Annotated in this window: 16 protein-coding genes; 8 read left to right on the forward strand and 8 right to left on the reverse strand. The window is 74.2% G+C overall.

Annotated elements, in window-relative coordinates; translation table 11 throughout:
- Positions 1-2: 2 nt before the first annotated feature.
- A complete protein-coding gene (locus RM844_RS18985; protein ID WP_311668465.1) occupies positions 3-824 on the reverse strand; it encodes a tyrosine-protein phosphatase in 822 nt (273 codons plus the stop codon).
- 99 nt (positions 825-923) lie between these two features.
- Between RM844_RS18985 and RM844_RS18990 the strand changes: the two genes are divergently transcribed.
- Positions 924-1,613 (forward strand): alpha-ketoglutarate-dependent dioxygenase AlkB family protein, encoded by a 690-nt coding sequence (locus RM844_RS18990; RefSeq protein ID WP_311668466.1) that lies wholly within the window; start codon positions 924-926, stop codon positions 1,611-1,613.
- Positions 1,614-1,619: 6 nt separating this feature from the next.
- On the opposite strand, the gene RM844_RS18995 is transcribed toward RM844_RS18990, so the two are convergent.
- From RM844_RS18995 to RM844_RS19010, 4 genes are read right to left on the reverse strand one after another with little or no spacing between them, the layout of a single operon-like run.
- On the reverse strand, positions 1,620-2,450 hold the full coding sequence (locus RM844_RS18995; RefSeq protein WP_311668467.1) for a hypothetical protein: 831 nt from the start codon (positions 2,448-2,450) through the stop codon (positions 1,620-1,622).
- 37 nt (positions 2,451-2,487) lie between these two features.
- Entirely contained in the window at positions 2,488-3,090 is a 603-nt protein-coding gene (locus RM844_RS19000; RefSeq protein WP_311668468.1) for a response regulator transcription factor, read from the reverse strand.
- Positions 3,087-4,256 carry a sensor histidine kinase gene (locus RM844_RS19005; RefSeq protein ID WP_311668469.1) on the reverse strand — a complete coding sequence of 390 codons (1,170 nt, stop codon included), beginning with the start codon at positions 4,254-4,256 and terminating at the stop codon, positions 3,087-3,089. Before RM844_RS19005 ends, RM844_RS19000 begins: the two co-directional genes overlap by 4 nt.
- A complete protein-coding gene (locus RM844_RS19010) occupies positions 4,253-4,483 on the reverse strand; it encodes a hypothetical protein (RefSeq protein WP_311668470.1) in 231 nt (76 codons plus the stop codon). Before RM844_RS19010 ends, RM844_RS19005 begins: the two co-directional genes overlap by 4 nt.
- Before the next feature lie 174 nt (positions 4,484-4,657).
- Between RM844_RS19010 and RM844_RS19015 the strand changes: the two genes are divergently transcribed.
- From RM844_RS19015 to RM844_RS19040, 6 genes are all read left to right on the forward strand, one after another.
- Positions 4,658-5,542, forward strand: coding sequence for an ABC transporter ATP-binding protein (locus RM844_RS19015; RefSeq protein ID WP_311668471.1), 885 nt, complete (start codon positions 4,658-4,660; stop codon positions 5,540-5,542).
- Positions 5,543-5,663: 121 nt separating this feature from the next.
- Entirely contained in the window at positions 5,664-6,383 is a 720-nt protein-coding gene (locus tag RM844_RS19020) for an ABC transporter permease (RefSeq protein ID WP_311668472.1), read from the forward strand.
- Positions 6,384-6,627: 244 nt separating this feature from the next.
- The gene (locus RM844_RS19025) at positions 6,628-8,259 is read left to right on the forward strand and encodes a sensor histidine kinase (protein WP_311668473.1); all 1,632 of its coding nucleotides are present in this window, start codon (positions 6,628-6,630) and stop codon (positions 8,257-8,259) included.
- Between the two features lie 72 nt (positions 8,260-8,331).
- Positions 8,332-8,754 carry a roadblock/LC7 domain-containing protein gene (locus tag RM844_RS19030; RefSeq protein ID WP_311668474.1) on the forward strand — a complete coding sequence of 141 codons (423 nt, stop codon included), beginning with the start codon at positions 8,332-8,334 and terminating at the stop codon, positions 8,752-8,754.
- Between the two features lie 7 nt (positions 8,755-8,761).
- Positions 8,762-9,148, forward strand: a complete 387-nt coding sequence (locus RM844_RS19035; RefSeq protein WP_311668475.1) for a DUF742 domain-containing protein — start codon at positions 8,762-8,764, stop codon at positions 9,146-9,148.
- The gene (locus tag RM844_RS19040) at positions 9,126-9,725 is read left to right on the forward strand and encodes a GTP-binding protein (protein ID WP_311668476.1); all 600 of its coding nucleotides are present in this window, start codon (positions 9,126-9,128) and stop codon (positions 9,723-9,725) included. The genes RM844_RS19035 and RM844_RS19040 overlap by 23 nt, the downstream gene beginning before the upstream one ends.
- A gap of 19 nt (positions 9,726-9,744) precedes the next feature.
- Here the strand turns inward: RM844_RS19040 and metG are convergent, their stop codons facing one another.
- Positions 9,745-11,484 carry a methionine--tRNA ligase gene (gene metG / locus RM844_RS19045; protein WP_311668477.1) on the reverse strand — a complete coding sequence of 580 codons (1,740 nt, stop codon included), beginning with the start codon at positions 11,482-11,484 and terminating at the stop codon, positions 9,745-9,747.
- Positions 11,485-11,623: 139 nt separating this feature from the next.
- Here metG and RM844_RS19050 point away from each other — a divergent pair, with 139 nt between their 5' ends.
- Positions 11,624-12,883 (forward strand): anhydro-N-acetylmuramic acid kinase, encoded by a 1,260-nt coding sequence (locus tag RM844_RS19050; protein ID WP_311668478.1) that lies wholly within the window; start codon positions 11,624-11,626, stop codon positions 12,881-12,883.
- Here RM844_RS19050 and RM844_RS19055 read toward each other — a convergent pair.
- Together RM844_RS19055 and RM844_RS19060 are read right to left on the reverse strand one after the other, a co-directional pair.
- Complete coding sequence (locus tag RM844_RS19055) at positions 12,838-14,973, reverse strand: putative bifunctional diguanylate cyclase/phosphodiesterase (RefSeq protein WP_311668479.1); 2,136 nt, start codon at positions 14,971-14,973, stop codon at positions 12,838-12,840. The two genes, RM844_RS19050 and RM844_RS19055, sit on opposite strands and share 46 nt — an antisense overlap.
- Complete coding sequence (locus RM844_RS19060; protein ID WP_311668480.1) at positions 14,970-15,782, reverse strand: SAM-dependent methyltransferase; 813 nt, start codon at positions 15,780-15,782, stop codon at positions 14,970-14,972. Before RM844_RS19060 ends, RM844_RS19055 begins: the two co-directional genes overlap by 4 nt.
- Positions 15,783-15,867: the final 85 nt, after the last annotated feature.

The following is a 15,867-nucleotide window of genomic DNA, read 5'->3' on the forward strand; positions in this document are numbered from 1 at the left end:
GCTCAGTCCTCGGTCAGCAGCGCGGTCCGCAGCCGTTCCCTGGTGTCGGTGTCCAGGCCGAGGCCGCGGGTCAGGTAGGCGTCGGTGCCGCCCCACTCGTCGTCGATGGTGGTGTAGGCGGCGGCCAGGTACTCCGCCCTGGCCTCGAACATCGGCGACAGCAGTGTGGCGATCTCCGGGTCCAGACCGGCCGCCCCCTCGGCGGCCGGCCCGGCGGGCTCGGCCGGCTCCCGGGTCCAGCGGTAACGCCGGTGTGGGGCGTTGGACTTGAGGTAGTCCTCGGTGATCGTCGCGCGGGACACGCCCAGCGCCAGCAGCACCACGGCGACGGTCAGGCCGGCCCGGTCCTTGCCGGCGGCGCAGTGCAGCAGCGCCGGGGTGTCGCCGGTGGCCAGCGCCCGCAGCACCCGGCCGTGCTCCGCGGTGCGGGTCCGCACCATCTGCCGGTAGCTCGCCGCCATCCGCTCCCCGCCGCGGGCGCCGGCCAGCTCGGCCCGCAGCCGCGGTATCTCGCCCCGGCGCACCAGCTCCCAGAAAGCGGCCCCGTCCGCAGGGTCGCTCAGCGGGATGTTGATGTTGCGCGCCCCGGCCAGTGCCACGTCGTGTCCGTCCAGCGCCAGGTCGGCGGTGTTCCGGAAGTCGAAGACGGCCCGCAGGCCCAGTGAGTCGAGGAAGGCGCGGTCCTCGGCGGTGGCGTGCGCCAGGTGTCCCGAGCGGTACAGCCGGGCCGGTCGCAGCCGGCGCCCGTCCGCCGTGGGCAGCCCGCCCACGTCCCGGAAGTTCCGCACCGCGGTCAGCGTCGGCTCCGTGGGCACCTCGGTCATTGACTCCTCCTCCCGCCCCGGGTGCCGTCACCCGGAGGCCGCCCCCAGGGTACGAACCGGCCCGGCCGGAATGTCAGACCGGGCGCGCATGATGGGGGGATGAGCGAGCGAGCACAGTCCCCGGCGTCGGCCGGCGCGCCGGGGCTCTTCCCGCGCGCGGCCCGCGAGGTCGCGCCCGGCGCGGTCCATCTCCCGGACTGGCTGACCGCGTCGGCGCAGCGCGAGCTGCTGGCCGCCTGCCGGGCGTGGGCGCGCCCGCCGGCCGGGCTGCGCGAGGTGCGCACCCGCACCGGCCGGATGTCGGTGCGGCAGCTCAGCCTCGGCTGGCACTGGTATCCCTACGGATACGCCCGCACCGCGGTGGACGGGGACGGTGCCCCGGTGAAGCCGTTCCCCGGCTGGCTGGGGGAGTGGGCGCGGGCCGCGGTGGCCGCCGCGCTGCCCGGCCCGCCGCTCCCGGCCGAGCCGTACGACGTGGCGCTGGTCAACCACTACGCGGCCGGCGCCCGGATGGGGATGCACCGGGACAGCGACGAGCGGTCGCCCGCGCCGGTGGTCTCCTTCAGCCTCGGCGACGCCTGTGTCTTCCGGTTCGGGAACGTCGGGGGCCGGGGCCGTCCCTGGACGGACGTGACGCTCGGTTCTGGGGACGCCTTCGTCTTCGGCGGTCCCGCCCGGCTCGCCTACCACGGGGTGCCGCGGACCGTCCCCGGCTCGGGTCCGCCCGAGCTGGGCCTGACGGGCCGGCTGAACGTCACGGTCCGGGTCTCGGGGCTGGCCGACGGGTAGGCCGCCCTAGCTCCCCGGCGCCGGCCGGGCCGCGCGGGCCTCGGCGGAGGTGTAAGCCGAGGCGTCGGCGGTGACGTCGGCGAAGTCCTCCGTGTAGCCGAGGAGCAGGGTGCGCCGGGTGCGGAGCAGGTCGGCCAGCGCGGCCCACCCGGGGTGCTCCGGCGTCCCGTAGAGCCGGGCGAGGTCGGCGATGACCGCGCCGGCCTCGGCGGCGGTGGGCGCGCTCGCGCGGTCGAAGCCGAGCAGGGTGGTGCCGATCCCGATGTGCCGGTAGCCGTGCCCGGCCAGCCGGCGGATCACGGCGTGGTTCTGGAAGGTGTCCCAGTCGCCCTGGAAGTAGCCGTTCGGCAGGCCGGCGATGACGAGGTCGTCGCGGGGCACCGGCACCCGCCGCACCAGCACCACCTCGTCGAGCGCCAGGTCGGGGTCCGCGTTCAGGGCCAGCAGCGCGGCGATCTCCGCCGGCCCGCCCTCGCGGGGTTCGGGCAACTCGTCCCGGTCCTCGCGGGCCGCGGCGGTCGCCAGCGCCGCGGCGACCCACCCGACCCGTGCCTCGTCGGCGCGGCGGACCGCGGCCGGGTCCGCCGGGTCGGTCTCGGCTTCGGCCGCGTCGGGACTCAGGCGCCGGTCCTGCCCGGCGTGCCCGCTCGTGTAGACGCACTGGTCCAGGTCGTCGAGCGTGCACAGCACCCGGGCCGGCCGTTGTTCCGCGCGGATGGCGTCGAGGGTGGTCAGCAGCTCGGCGAACCCGACGCCCCCGTCCAGCCGCGCCACGGTGTTGCTGTCGAGCTGCCCGCGCCGCACCGGTTCCGTGGCGTCGTACCGGGTCACCCGCATGGGCTCGTCTCCTCTTCCGTGGGCCGCCGGCCCGGGCTCAGAGCCAGTCGTGTTCGTGTGCGTACCGCGCGGCCTCGTGGCGGGTGTGGGTCTGCGTCTTCTGCATAGCCCGGGACAGGTAGTTGCGCACCGTGCCCTGCGCGAGGTGCAGTTGGGCGGCGATGTCGGCGACAGAGTAGCCGCCGCGGGTCACCCGCAGCACGTCCAGCTCCCGCTCGGTGAGCGGGCAGTCGTCGACGACGGCCAGCGCGGAGACGTCCGGGTCGATCCACCGTCTGCCGCCGTGCAGGGTCCTGATCACGGTGGTGATGTGGGCCGGCTCCGCCGCCTTGCTGACGAAGCCCTGCACGCCGAGCCGCAGGGCCTTGCGCAGCACGCCGGGCCTGGCGTGCCGGGTCAGCATGAGGATCACCTGGTCCGGCAGCTCGCGTCGGATCGCCGCGACCGCGCCGAGCCCGTCAACGCCGGGCATCTCCAGGTCGATGACGAGCACGTCGGGCCGGTGCCGCAGGGTGGCCTGGACGGCGGTGGCGCCGTCCGCCGCCTCGGCGAGCACGGTGATCTCGCCCTCCAGCGGGAGCAGCGCGGCCAGCGCCTTGCGGAGCAGTACCTCGTCGTCCGCCAGCACCACGGTGGTCATGGCGTTCCCTTCGGCTGGCCGGCCCGCTCGGGGACGGTGTCGGGGTGCGGCGGCGGGAACGTGGCGGCCGTCCGGAACCGCCCGTCGCGCTGTTCCGCGTGGAGTTCGCCGCCGCCGGCCAGTACGCGTTCCCGGAGGGCGGCGAGCCCGCGCAGCGGCGGGGTCGGCTGTTGGCCGGCGCCGTCGTTGACGATGGTGATGCCGGTTCCGGTGAGGGTGATCCGCACCTGTTCGGCCGCCGCGTGCCGCAGGATGTTGGTCGTCGTCTCGCGGAGGACCTGGCCGAGCAGCTCGCCCGCCGCCGGGTCGACCCGTTCCTCCCGGTCCACCCGCACTCGGATGCCGGCGGCCTCGAAGAGGTTCTTGGCGTTCTCCAGCTCGGCCGGCAGGTTGAGTCGGCGCTGGGCGTGGGCCAGCTCCCTGGTCTGGGTGATGGTGTCGCCGACCAGTCCGTGCACCTCGGCCAGCTCCCGCCGGGCCCGCTCCACGTCGTGGTCCAGCAGCTTCTCGGCCAGCGTGACCTTCAGCTTCACCACGTGCAGGGTGTGGCCCTGGATGTCGTGCAGGTCGCTGGCGAACCGCACCCGCTCCCGCATCACGGCCAGCTCGGCCTCGCGTTCCCGTGACTGCTGGATGATCTTGTAGAACAGCTGGTTGACGAAGTTCAGGCCGGTCGCCATCGCGGTGACGCCGGCGGGCACCAGGACGAACCCGACCAGCGCGCCGGTGCCCTCTTCCGGCGCCACCAGCAGCCGGGTCGAGCCGGCCGCGGCGACGAAGAGGGTCAGCCCCAGGGCCGCGGCGCCCCGGTGGCGGGGCAGCTGGGGGATGATGACGGGCCCCGCTATCAGCAGCCCGTAGCAGGCGTGCCGGCTGTCGGCGACCAGCACGCCGAAGAGCCAGACGGCCCCGGTGACCAGCAGGCAGGGCAGCGCGAACCGGGCCAGGTCACCCGCGCTCCAGCGCTCGATGACCAGCAGGCCGGCCAGCACGCCCAGGGCCAGGACGGCGGTCTGCCACCAGCTCCGGGAGTCGAGCACCAGCAGCAGCGCGCCGACCGCGGCGAGCGGCGGCAGCAGCATCGCGAGGTTGAGCCGGCGCAGCCGGCCCTGGGTCGCGGCGACCTCGTCGAACATCATGACGGCCGCGGGCCAGGGGGGCCTCACCTTCGCTCTCCCGACTCCGCGGCGAGCCAGAGCACCGGCAGCACCACGGCGTTCGCCAGGGTCAGCACCACGGCCGTCCACATCAGCCACGCGTTCTCCTCCAGCCAGGACGCCAGGTCGTCCGGATAGAGACCCGCCCCGACATGGTGGACGAGAAACGCCACACAGACCAGGAACGAGAGGGCGAGGGTGACCGTCAGCAGGACGCGCGGAGGTCTGGTGTCCACGGCGTGGCGCTCCTGGGGGGATCGGGGTGGTGGGCGGGGTGTACCGGGAAGTATCCGCACGGCTTCGCGACAGCACCAGTGACGCCGTGTCATGCCCACCGCCTGAGAAACGTCATACGCAAGTGGTGACAGCACACACTGCCGCGACGGCCCGCCGGCGGGTGGGATGGAGACATGAATTCGGCACCAGTCATCGACGTTGAACGGCTGAACCTCAGCTACGGCGACTTCCACGCCGTGAAGGACCTGTCCTTCCAGGTGGGGCGCGGGGAGTTCTACGCGCTGCTCGGCACCAACGGCGCGGGGAAGACCTCGACCCTGGAGACCATCGAGGGCCACCGCACCGCCACCTCGGGCACCGTCCGGGTCTTCGGCCGGAGCCCGCTGGAGCGGCGGGCGGTGCGCCCCAGGATGGGCATCATGCTCCAGGAGAGCGGGTTCACCCCGGACCTCACGGTCCGGGAGTCGGTGCGGCTGGTCGGCTCGCTGACCCAGCGGTCGGACAGCGTGGACCGGGTGCTCGGCGTCGTCGGGCTGACGCACAAGGCCGGCACCAGGGTGTCCCAGCTCTCCGGCGGCGAGAAGCGCCGCCTGGACTTCGCCACCGCCGTGTACGGGACGCCCGAGCTGATCTTCCTGGACGAGCCCACCACCGGGCTGGACATCCAGTCCAGGGACGCCCTCTGGGACGCCGTGGACCGGCTGCGCGAGGACGGTTCCACCATCGTGCTGACCACGCACTACCTGGAGGAGGCCCAGCAGCGCGCGGACCGCATCGGGCTGATGCACAAGGGGACCTTCCACCGGGAGGGCACCGTGTCCGAGCTGACCAGGACGCTGCCGGCCACGGTGCGCTTCGCGCTGTCCGTCCCGACGGCGACGCTGCCGGTGCCGGCCACCCTGCAGGGCGACGGCACGCTCCTGGTGCAGACCTTCGAGCTCCAGAAGGACCTGCACATCCTGCTCGGCTGGGCCCACGACAACGGCCTGGAGCTGCTGGACCTGCAGGCCGGCCCGACCCGGCTGGACGACGTCTTCCGCGCCATCAGCGCCGAGTAGGCGACCGTCCGCGCGCCGGCTCCCGCGAGCCCGGCGCCGCTCGGACCCGGCGGACCCCCCGGCGGACCACCCCGGGCGGACCGCCCCCGGAAACTCCCCACCAGAAGGACGAACCCTCCCCATGCTTGCCATCGCGCTCAGTGAGCTCATCCAGATCTTCCGGAACCGGCTGGTCCTGGTCACCAGCTGCATCATGCCGGCCGCGGTCAGCGCGTACTTCGTCTACCAGCACGAGGCCTTCGCCGAGCTGGGCAGCCTCGGCTACATCGCGGCGATCATCGCGTTCACGGTGGGGGCGTTCGGGCTCTACACGACCGCGGTGACCACGCTGGCCGCCCGCCGGCAGAACCTCTTCCTCAAGCGGCTGCGCTCGACCGCGGCGGACGACCCGAGCATCCTGGTCGGCCTGCTGCTCCCGGTCACCGCCCTCTCGCTGGTGCAGGTGGCGGTGATCCTCGCCGTGCTGGGCTCCGTCACCGGGGGGCCGGCCAACCTGCCGCTGCTGGCGGTCGCGATCCTGGCACTGCTGGCCATGATGATCGGCCTGGGGCTGGCCACCGCCGGGCTGACCAACTCCCCCGAGCACGCCCAGGTCACCACGCTGCCGGTCTCCCTCGGCACCATCGCCGTCGCCAGCTGGGTGGGGCTCACCGGCACCGAGGAGCTGGCCCAGCTGAAGCGGCTGCTGCCCGGCGGCTCGGCCACCGAGCTGATCCTGGACGCCTGGAACGGCGGGGTGCCGGTCACCGAGTCGCTGGTGCTGCTGGCGCCCACGCTGGCCTGGGTGGCCGTCGCCGTCTCGCTGGCCCGTCGGTACTTCCAGTGGGAGCCGCGCCGCTGAGTCGGCCCGGCGACGCTCGTCCGGAACGGCCGCCCAGGGCGGCCGTTGCCGTGCGGGCCGGCCCGTCGGCCGGGTGCCGTCGGGCCGGCCGGGGCCGCGCCCGGCGCCCTCGGGTCAACGCGGCACGCTTCATTCACTCGATAGGAGGTGGCGGGGGGTGGCGAATGTCAGAACTATGCGTGTTCGCCTGCCTGTTGGCGCCTAGGGTCGGTCCGGCAGACCTGACCGGCCCAGAAGGACACCCATGCCAGTACCGCTCCGCCAGGAGGCCCGCACCGCTCGCCACGGCCGGCCGACCGGCCGCGGCTCGGTGCTTCGCGAGCCGGGCTTCCGACGTCGACTGCTCGCCCTGGCCGTGCTGCCGGCGGCGGCGGTGGCGCTGCTGGCGGTGCTCACGGTCGGCTACCTGCTGGCCGGCCGGCCGGCGGCCGGCGCCACGCCGTGGGCGCCGCTCACCGTCGCCGGGCTGCTCGCCGCCGCCCTGCTGGCGCTGGCCGGCGCCCTCGCCGCCGCCGAGGCCGGGGCGCACGCCGGCCGGCTGCACGCGCTGCGCCGGCAGGCGGCCAGGGGCCGCGTCGAGCTGCAGGCGCTGCTGGACGCGGTGGAGCGCGGCGAGCGGATCAGGGCCCCGGAGGGCCCCCAGCCGGCCGAGCCGGCGGCGGCCGAGCCGGGCGAACGCCCGCTGGAGCGGCTGCGGCACGAGATCGCCGTCAGCCGGCACGCCGCGCAGAGCGCGGTGGCCCAGGCGGTGGCGCTGGCCGACGAGCGGGCCGGCGCCGACGAGCGGGTCGAGGTCTTCGTCCACCTGGCCCGGCGGATGCAGTCCTTCGTGCACCGCCAGATCGAGTACCTGGACGAGCTGGAGCACGACGCCGAGGACCCGGAGCTGCTGCAGAGCCTCTTCCACCTGGACCACCTGGCCACCCGGATCAGGCGGCACGCGGAGAACCTCGCGGTGCTCGGCGGCGCCATCTCCCGCCGGCAGTGGAGCCGCCCGGTCCAGATGTCCGAGGTGCTGCGCTCCTGCATCGCCGAGGTCGAGCAGTACGCCCGGGTCAAGCTGGTGCCGCCGGTGGAGGGCACGGTGCGCGGCCACGCGGTCGCCGACGTGGTCCACCTGCTGGCCGAACTCGTGGAGAACGCCACCGAGTTCTCCGCCCCCGGCACCCAGGTGCTGCTGCGGGTCGAGCGGGTCACGGCCGGCGTGGCGGTCGAGGTGGAGGACCGGGGCCTGGGCATGACGCCGGCCGAGCAGAACCAGATGAACGCGGTGCTGGCCGGCACCGAGCGACACCCGGTGTCCGCGCTGCTCGAGGACGGCCGGGTGGGCCTCTTCGTGGTGGCCGCGCTGGCCCGGCGCCACCAGATCGACGTCCGGCTGCGGAGCAACATCTACGGCGGCGTCCAGGCCGTGCTGGTCCTCCCGCACGAGCTGCTCGGGGACGCCGCCGAGGGGCACTTCACCCCGGGGCGGGCGCGGGGCGCCGGGCCGGACCCGGCGTCCGCCACCCCATCGTCCCCGCCCGCCACCTCGCCCCCGCCCGCCACCGCGCTGACCCCGGCCGCCCCCGCCGTGCCCGCCGTCCGCTTCCCGGCCGCGCCCAGCACCGCCGAGTCGCTGCCCCCGGTGCCGCTGCCGCCCGCCGTGGGCGACCCGGACCCGCTGGCCCCGCTGGTCGCGGCGGGGCACGCCCGCGACCACCGGCCGCCGCTGCCCAGGCGCCGCCGCCAGCAGCACCTGGTGCCGCAGCTGCGGGCCGGCGTGCCGCTGCGCCCGGCGCCGCCGGCGGAGGACGTCGAGCCGCCTGACCCCGGCCTGATGGCCGCTTTCCGGCGCGGCGCCAGCCTCGCCGAGGAGGCCGAGTCGCACCGCTGACCGGTGCGCTCACCACCGGGGACCGCGGCTGACCACGCGGCCCCGGGTCCCGACCTGCCCAAGGAGCCGAAGATGACCCAGGTGACCGATCCCCCCACCACCCAACAGGCCGATCTGGACTGGCTGTTGACCGGCCTGGTGGAGCGCGTGCCGCACGCCCGCGGCGCCCTGCTGCTCAGCGTCGACGGGCTGGTGCGGGCCGCCCACGGCCTGGACCAGGAGGCCGCCGAGCAGCTGGCGGCACTGTCCTCCGGGTTGCACGCGCTGGCCCGCGGCGCCGGTGCCCGGTTCGCCGAGGGCGGCGAGGTGCGGCAGGTCGTGGTCGAGTGGGAGTCGGCGCTGCTCACCGTCTCCAGCGCCGGCCCCGGCAGCTGCCTGGCGGCGCTGGCCGACCGCAGAGCCGATGTCGCCGTGCTGGGCTACGAGATGACGCTGCTGGTCAGGAGCGTGCGGTCGGTGTTGGAGACCCCGCTGCGGCTGCCGGCGGGGCCCTGAGGCGGCCGTGACACCGACGCGCGGCGGCCGCCGTGGCGCCTGGCTCGACGAGGAGGCGGGGCGGCTGACGCGCCCCTACACCGCGAGCGACGGGCGGACCCGACCGGCGGCGGCCCTGGACCTGATGACCCTGGTGCGGGCGACCGGCCGGCCGGGGCACCGGGGGCAGCCGGGCCCCGAGCACAGCCAGCTGCTCATCCTCTGCCAGCGGCCGACCTCGGTCGCCGAACTCGCCGCCCAGCTGCGGCTACCGGCCGCCGTGACCAAGGTCCTGCTGGGCGACCTGCTCACCTGCGGTGCCGTCACCGTCAACGCGCCGGAGCCGGCCGGCGCCTCCCCAACCGATCGAGACCTGCTGGAGGCGGTGCTGCGTGGACTCCACGAACGGCTCTGACCACGGCTCAGCGAACGAGCCGGAACCGTTCCCCACCACGGCCAAGATCCTGGTCGCCGGCGGCTTCGGCGTGGGCAAGACCACGCTGGTCGGCGCGGTCAGCGAGATCGAGCCGCTGAGCACCGAGGAGCTGCTGACCCAACTCAGCGCCGACACCGACAGTCTGGACGGCGTCGAGCGCAAGGCGACCACCACGGTGGCCATGGACTTCGGCCGGATCACCCTGGACAACCAGCACGTCCTCTACCTGTTCGGCACGCCGGGGCAGGAACGGTTCTGGTTCGTCTGGGACGAGCTGTGCCACGGCGCGCTGGGTGCCGTGGTGCTGGCCGACACCCGACGGCTGGAACACTGCTTCCCCGCCGTGGACTTCTTCGAGCGCCGCGGGGTCGGCTTCGTGGTGGCGGTCAACGAGTTCGACCACGCGGTGCGCTACACCACCGAGGAGATCCGGGCGGCGCTCGACCTGGACCCCCGGGTGCCGGTGGTCACCTGCGACGCGCGCAAGGCCGCCTCGGCCACCCGGGTGCTGGTCGCCCTCGTCCGCCACCTGATCGACACCAGAGCCGGCCGCTGACGGAGCCGGCCGGTCCGGCTCACTCCTCCTCGGCGCCGCCGAACCGCTCCCGGTAGGCGGCCAGGTCGTCCTCGGTGAGCTTGGCGAACAGCACCTCGGGCACGGTGAACGGGGTGCCGGCCGGCACCGCGTCCAGGGCCCGCGCCGCCTCCGGGGTGACCCAGCGGGCGGCGAGCGCCTCGGCGGTGGCCGCGTCCTCGGGCGCGAACACCGCGCGCAGGGCGGCCGAGGTGAACGGGACGAACGGCTCGGAGACCACCGCGTAGAGGTGGATCAGGTTGATCGCGGTGCGCAGCGTCAGGGCCGCCGCCTCCGGGTCCGCCTTGATCTCCTTCCAGGGTGCCTTGGTCTCCAGGTAGACGTTGCCCGCGCTCCACAGCGCGCGCAGCGCGAACGCCGCCTTGCGGAACTGGAGGTCGGCCAGCTGCCGTTCGTACTCGGCGAGCAGCCCGGCGATCTCCTCGCCCAGCGCCTCCTCCGCCGCGCCCGGCGCGTGCCCGGCCGGCACGGCGTCGCCGAAGCGCTTGCGGGAGAACGACAGCACCCGGTTGACGAAGTTCCCCAGGGTGTCCGCCAGGTCCTTGTTGACGACCGAGGCGAACAGCTCCCAGGAGAACGCCGAGTCGTCCGACTCGGGCGCGGCGGCCAGCAGGAAGTACCGCCAGTAGTCCGCCGGCAGCAGCTCAAGCGCCTGGTCGGTGAAGATGCCGCGCTGCTGCGAGGTGGAGAACTTGCCGCCGTAGTACGTCAGCCAGTTGAGGGCCTTGACGTAGTCGACCTGCTTCCACGGCTCCCGGGTGCCCAGCTGGGTGGCCGGGAACATCACGGTGTGGAACGGGACGTTGTCCTTGGCCATGAACTCCGTGTACCGGACGTCGTCCGCCTCGTACCACCAGGAGCGCCAGTCCCGGCTCTCGCCCTCGCCGGCCGCGTCGGCCCACTCCTTGGTGGCGCCGATGTAGCCGATCGGCGCGTCGAACCAGACGTAGAACACCTTGCCCTCGGCGGCCAGTTCGGGCCAGACGTCGGCCGGCACCGGCACGCCCCACTGAAGGTCGCGGGTGATCGCCCGGTCGTGCAGCCCCTCGGTCAGCCACTTGTGGGCGATAGAGGAGGCCAGGGCGGGCCACTCGTCGCCGTGCCGCTCGACGAACGCGGCGACCTCCGGCTCCAGCAGCGACTGGCGGAGGAAGAGGTGCGTGGTCTCCCGGACCTCAAGCTCGGTGCTGCCGCTCACCGCGGACCTGGCGTTCAGCAGGTCCGTCGGGTCCAGCACCCGGGTGCAGTTCTCGCACTGGTCGCCGCGGGCCGCCTCGTAGGCGCAGTAGGGGCAGGTGCCGACGATGTACCGGTCGGGCAGGAAGCGGCCGTCCTCGACCGAGTAGACCTGCCGGGTGGACCGCTCCTCGATGAAGCCGTGCTCCGCGAGCCGGCGGGCGAAGTGCTGGGTGATCTCGATGTTCTGCGGGGACGAGGTGCGCCCGAAGTAGTCGAACTCCAACCCGAAACCGTCGTAGACGGCCTTCTGCGCGCGGTGCTGCTGGGCGCAGAACTCGTCGACCGGCAGGCCGGCGGCCTGGGCGGCCAGCTCGGCCGGGGTGCCGTGCTCGTCGGTCGCGCAGATGTAGAGCACGTCGTGGCCCCGCTGCCGCAGGTAGCGGGCGTAGACGTCGGCGGGGAGCATCGAGCCCACCATGTTCCCCAGGTGCTTGATCCCGTTGATGTAGGGCAAGGCACTGGTGATGAGGTGTCGGGCCATCCTCGGATGCTCCAATGAGTGAGTCGGATCAGTGACGACGGAGAACAGGGAGTGACAAATCGCCGAGACGAGCGTATTTCATCCTACCGACGAATCATCGGTCGATCGTGTCGGCTGCCCCGCCGACCGGCGCTGGCGGGTGGTGGGGCTGCTGAGCGGCACCTCGCACGACGCGGTCGACGCCGCCGTCGCCGACCTCTCCTTCGCGCCCGAGCCGGACGGCACCGGCGAGCGGGTCGTACTGCGCCCGCTGGGCGCCCTCAGCGAGCCCTTTCCCGCGCCGCTGCGGGCCGCCCTCACGGAGGCGCTGCCGCCGGCGGCCACCACCCTGGCGACGGTCTGCCGGCTGGACACCGAACTCGGCCAGCTCTTCGGCCGGGTGGCCGCCCGGGCCGTCACCGAGCTGGCCGGCGGCACCGCCGACCTGGTCGCCTCGCACGGGCAGACGGTCTTCCACTGGACGGCCGGCCCCCGGGCGCTCGGCACCCTCCAGCTGGGCTCGGCCGGCTGGATCGCCGAGGCCACCGGGCTGCCGGTGGTCGCCGACTTCCGCACCCGGGACATCGCCAGGGGCGGCCAGGGCGCGCCCCTGGTGCCGCTGCTGGACGCGCTGCTGCTGCTCGGCGGCCCGGCCGAGCGGCTGCCAGGCGCCGGCGGCCGGGGCGTGCTCAACCTCGGCGGCATCGCCAACATCACCGCCAGGGACGCCACCGGCCGGCTGCTCGCCTACGACCTGGGCCCGGCCAACGCGCTGATCGACGCGGCCGTCGTCGAGACCAGCGGCGGGGCCCGCCGGCTGGACACCGACGGGGCCGCGGCAGCCCGCGGCCGGGTGGACCGGGCGCTGCTGGCCCGGCTGCTGGCCGAGCCCTACTACCGGCTGGCCCCGCCCAAGTCCACCGGCAAGGAACTCTTCCACGCCGACTACCTCCGCCGGCGGCTGCCGGCCCGGCCCCCGGCACCGGACGACCTGGTCGCCACCGTCACCGAGCTGACCGCCGAGCTGGTCGCCGTCGCCTGCCGCACGCTGGGCCTGACCGAGCTGCTGGTCTCCGGCGGCGGCGTGCGCAACCCGACCCTGCTGCGCCGGATCGCGGCGCTGGCCGCGCCGACCGAGGTGCGGACCACGGACCGCGCGGGGTTGCCGGCCCAGGCCAAGGAGGCGCTGCTCTTCGCCCTGCTGGGCTTCCTGACCGCGCACGGCCTGCCGGGCAGCCTGCCGGCGGCCACCGGCGCCCGGGCCGAGGCCGTGCTGGGCTCGGTGACGCCCGGCGCCGGCCCGCTGCGGCTGCCGCCGCCGCGCGCCAGGCCGCCGCGCCGGCTGGTGATCGAGCCGGCGCCCGGCGGCCCGGCTCAGACCGCCTCGGGCAGCCGCTCCGGCGGGCCGGGCCGCGCGTAGTACCAGCCCTGCGCCGAGTCGCAGCCCAGCTCGCGCAGCTGCTCGGCCTGGGTCGAGGTCTCCACGCCCTCGACGGTGACCGAGAGCCGCAGCGCGTGCGCCAGCGAGACGATGCCCTCCACGATCTTCAGGTCCACCGGGTCTGCCGGGTCCCGCTGGAGCCCCTGGGTGAAGGAGCGGTCCAGCTTGAGCGTGCTGGCCGGCAGCCGACGGAGGTTGGCGAGGTTGGAGTAGCCGGTGCCGAAGTCGTCGAGCGCGATGCCGACGCCCAGCTCGGCCAGCTCGCGCAGCGGCTTCAGCTCGTGCTCGTCGGCCCGGATCATCGCCGTCTCCGTCACCTCGAGGCAGAGCGCGCTGGGCGGCAGCCCGGCCTCCTCCAGCACCGCGACGGTGTCCTGGACCAGCTCCGGATGGTGGAGCTGCCGCGGCGAGAGGTTGACGTTGACGCGGAGCGGGCGCGGGCCGCCGATGCCGCGGACCTGCCACTGGCAGGCCTGCCGCACCGCCTCCTGGAGCACCCAGCGGCCCAGCGGCACGATCAGTCCGGTGTGCTCGGCCAGCGGGATGAAGCGGTCGGGGCCGAGCACCCCGTGCCGCGGGTGGCTCCAGCGGACCAGCGCCTCGGCGCCCTCCAGGCTGCCGTCCTCCATCCGCACCAGCGGCTGGTACTCGATGAAGAACTCGCACCCCTTGAGCGCGGCCGGCAGGTGGTGGGTGAGGTGGTGCCGGCTGATCGCCCTGGCGTCCGAGTCCGGGTCGGCCAGCGCGTAGCGGTTGCCGCCCTCGGCCTTGGCCCGGTACATGGTGATGTCGGCGCTGCGCAGCACCTCGGCGGAGGTGAGCGCCTGGGTGGCCCCCTCGACCACCCCGATGCTGGCCCGCACCGTCAGCTCCCGGTCCCCGACGGTGACCGGGGTGGCCAACGCGGCCAGCGCCCGGTTCGCCAGCTCGGTGACCGCGTCCCTGGACGGCGGGTCGATGACCAGCGCCACGAACTCGTCGCCGCCGATCCTGGCCAGCATCTGCCCGGGACCCGAGGCGCAGGACTGGAGCCGCTCGGCGACCGCGATCAGCAGCTGGTCGCCGACCGCGTGCCCGAGGCTGTCGTTGACCGCCTTGAAGCCGTCCAGGTCGAGGTAGCACAGCCCCACCCGGCTCTGCGCCGAGCCGGCCGCCAGGGTCTGCTCCAGGCGCTCGAAGAACAGCGAGCGGTTGGGCAGGTCGGTCAGCGCGTCGTGGGTGGCCTGGTAGCGCAGCCGCAGGTTGAGCAGTCGACGCTCGGAGACGTCCTCCATCATGACCAGCATGTACCGCGGGGTGCCCTCGGCGTCGCGCAGCAGCGAGACCGTGAGGTTGGTCCACAGCACCGTGCCGTCGCCCCGGTTGTAGGGCTTCTCCACCTGGTAGTGCTCGCGCTCGCCGCGCATCAGCTCGCGCTGGAGGCGCCAGACCTCGGGGGAGTCCTCGGGGTGCGTCCAGTCCAGCACGTTCCGCCGGTTCGGCGGCAGGGTGGCGCCGAGCATCCGGGCGAAGGAGGCGTTGGTGTCGATGATGTCGCCGTTGATGTCGGCGATGCCGATGCCGAGCGCCGCGTCCCGGAAGACCGCGCGGAACCTGGCCTCGCTCTCGTACAGCGCGTTGGCGATCTCGGTCTGGGCGGTGAGCGCGGCCACCGAGAGCGACTCCTGCTCGTTGCGGGTCCGCTCCTGGAGGGCGCGGGCGAAGCCGGCCGAGATGGCGTGCTGGAGGCGGGCGCAGCGGCTGCGGCCCTCCTCCTGGTCCAGGACGGCCGGGTCGGAGCAGTACAGCAGCAGGTAGGCGTCGATCACGCCGAGCACCCGGGGGAGCGCCTCGGGGGCGGTGCAGTGCGCGGCGACCAGGGCCTCGCCGACGAAGGTCCCGGGGGCCGGGTCGAAGGGGCGCGCCCGCAGCGCGTTGGCGAGCCGCTCGGTGAGGCCGACCAGCAGGTTCTCGAACTCCCGCTTGGTCAGGGAGGTGGTGATGGCCGGGTAGACGGCGCGGCACCAGATGGTGGCGAACCGCCGCAGGCCGTCGGGCGGGAGGTTGGGGGTACGGGGGGAGTCGGTCACGCCTTGCGCCCCACCCCGGCGATGCCGCTGAACGCCAGCGGGTCCTCGTCCTCGGCGCTGTCCTCGGGGCGCCAGTGGCCGATCGGCACCAGGCCGGGGTCGACCAGCTCGAAGCCGTCGAAGAAGCCGGCCACCTGCGTCTCCTGACGCATCACCAGCTCGGTGCCGACGGCCTGGTAGACGTCGATCAGCCGCTCGCCCTGCTCGACGGTGACCGGGCCGTGCTGCACGGAGGCGTGGCTGAGCACCAGCAGGCTGCCGGGGGCCAGCGCGTCGCGCAGGGTGGCCAGCCGCTGGCGGACCTCCTGGTCGTCCGGCACGAAGTGCAGCAGCGCCACCAGCATCAGCACCACCGGCTGCGTCAGGTCGAGCAGTTCCTTGGCCTCGGGGCTGCCGAGGATGGCCTCGGGCTCGTGGAAGTCGCCGGCCACGCTGCCGGCGCCCGGCACGTCCCGCAGCACCGCGCGGCTGTGCGCCACGGCCACCGGGTCGTTGTCCACGTACAGCACCCGGGCCGCCGGGTTCGCGCCGATGGCCAGCTCGTGCACGTTGCCGAAGGTGGGTATGCCGGAGCCGATGTCGAGGAACTGGGTGATCCCCCGGTTCACCGCGTACCGGACCGCGCGCCGCATGAACGCCCGGTTGGCCTGCATGATCTTGGGGAGTCCGGGAAACGCCTCCAGGGCCTTGCGGGCGGTGACGCGGTCCACCTCAAAGTTGTGTGAACCGCCGAGGTAGTAGTCGTACATGCGCGACACGCTCGGCACCGACAGGTCAATGCCCTGCGGTGCCCAGGTGGGTCGTTCCATCGACGTCTCCAATGTCCCCTGCATATGCGCTCATTGGCCCCGACGGTCGAGGGTACTGACCGAGTGCCAGTCCAGGGAAGGAAAC

It is taken from the genome of Streptomyces chisholmiae (genome assembly GCF_031845445.1).
In the GTDB taxonomy this organism is placed as follows: Bacteria; Actinomycetota; Actinomycetes; order Streptomycetales; family Streptomycetaceae; genus Streptomyces; species Streptomyces chisholmiae.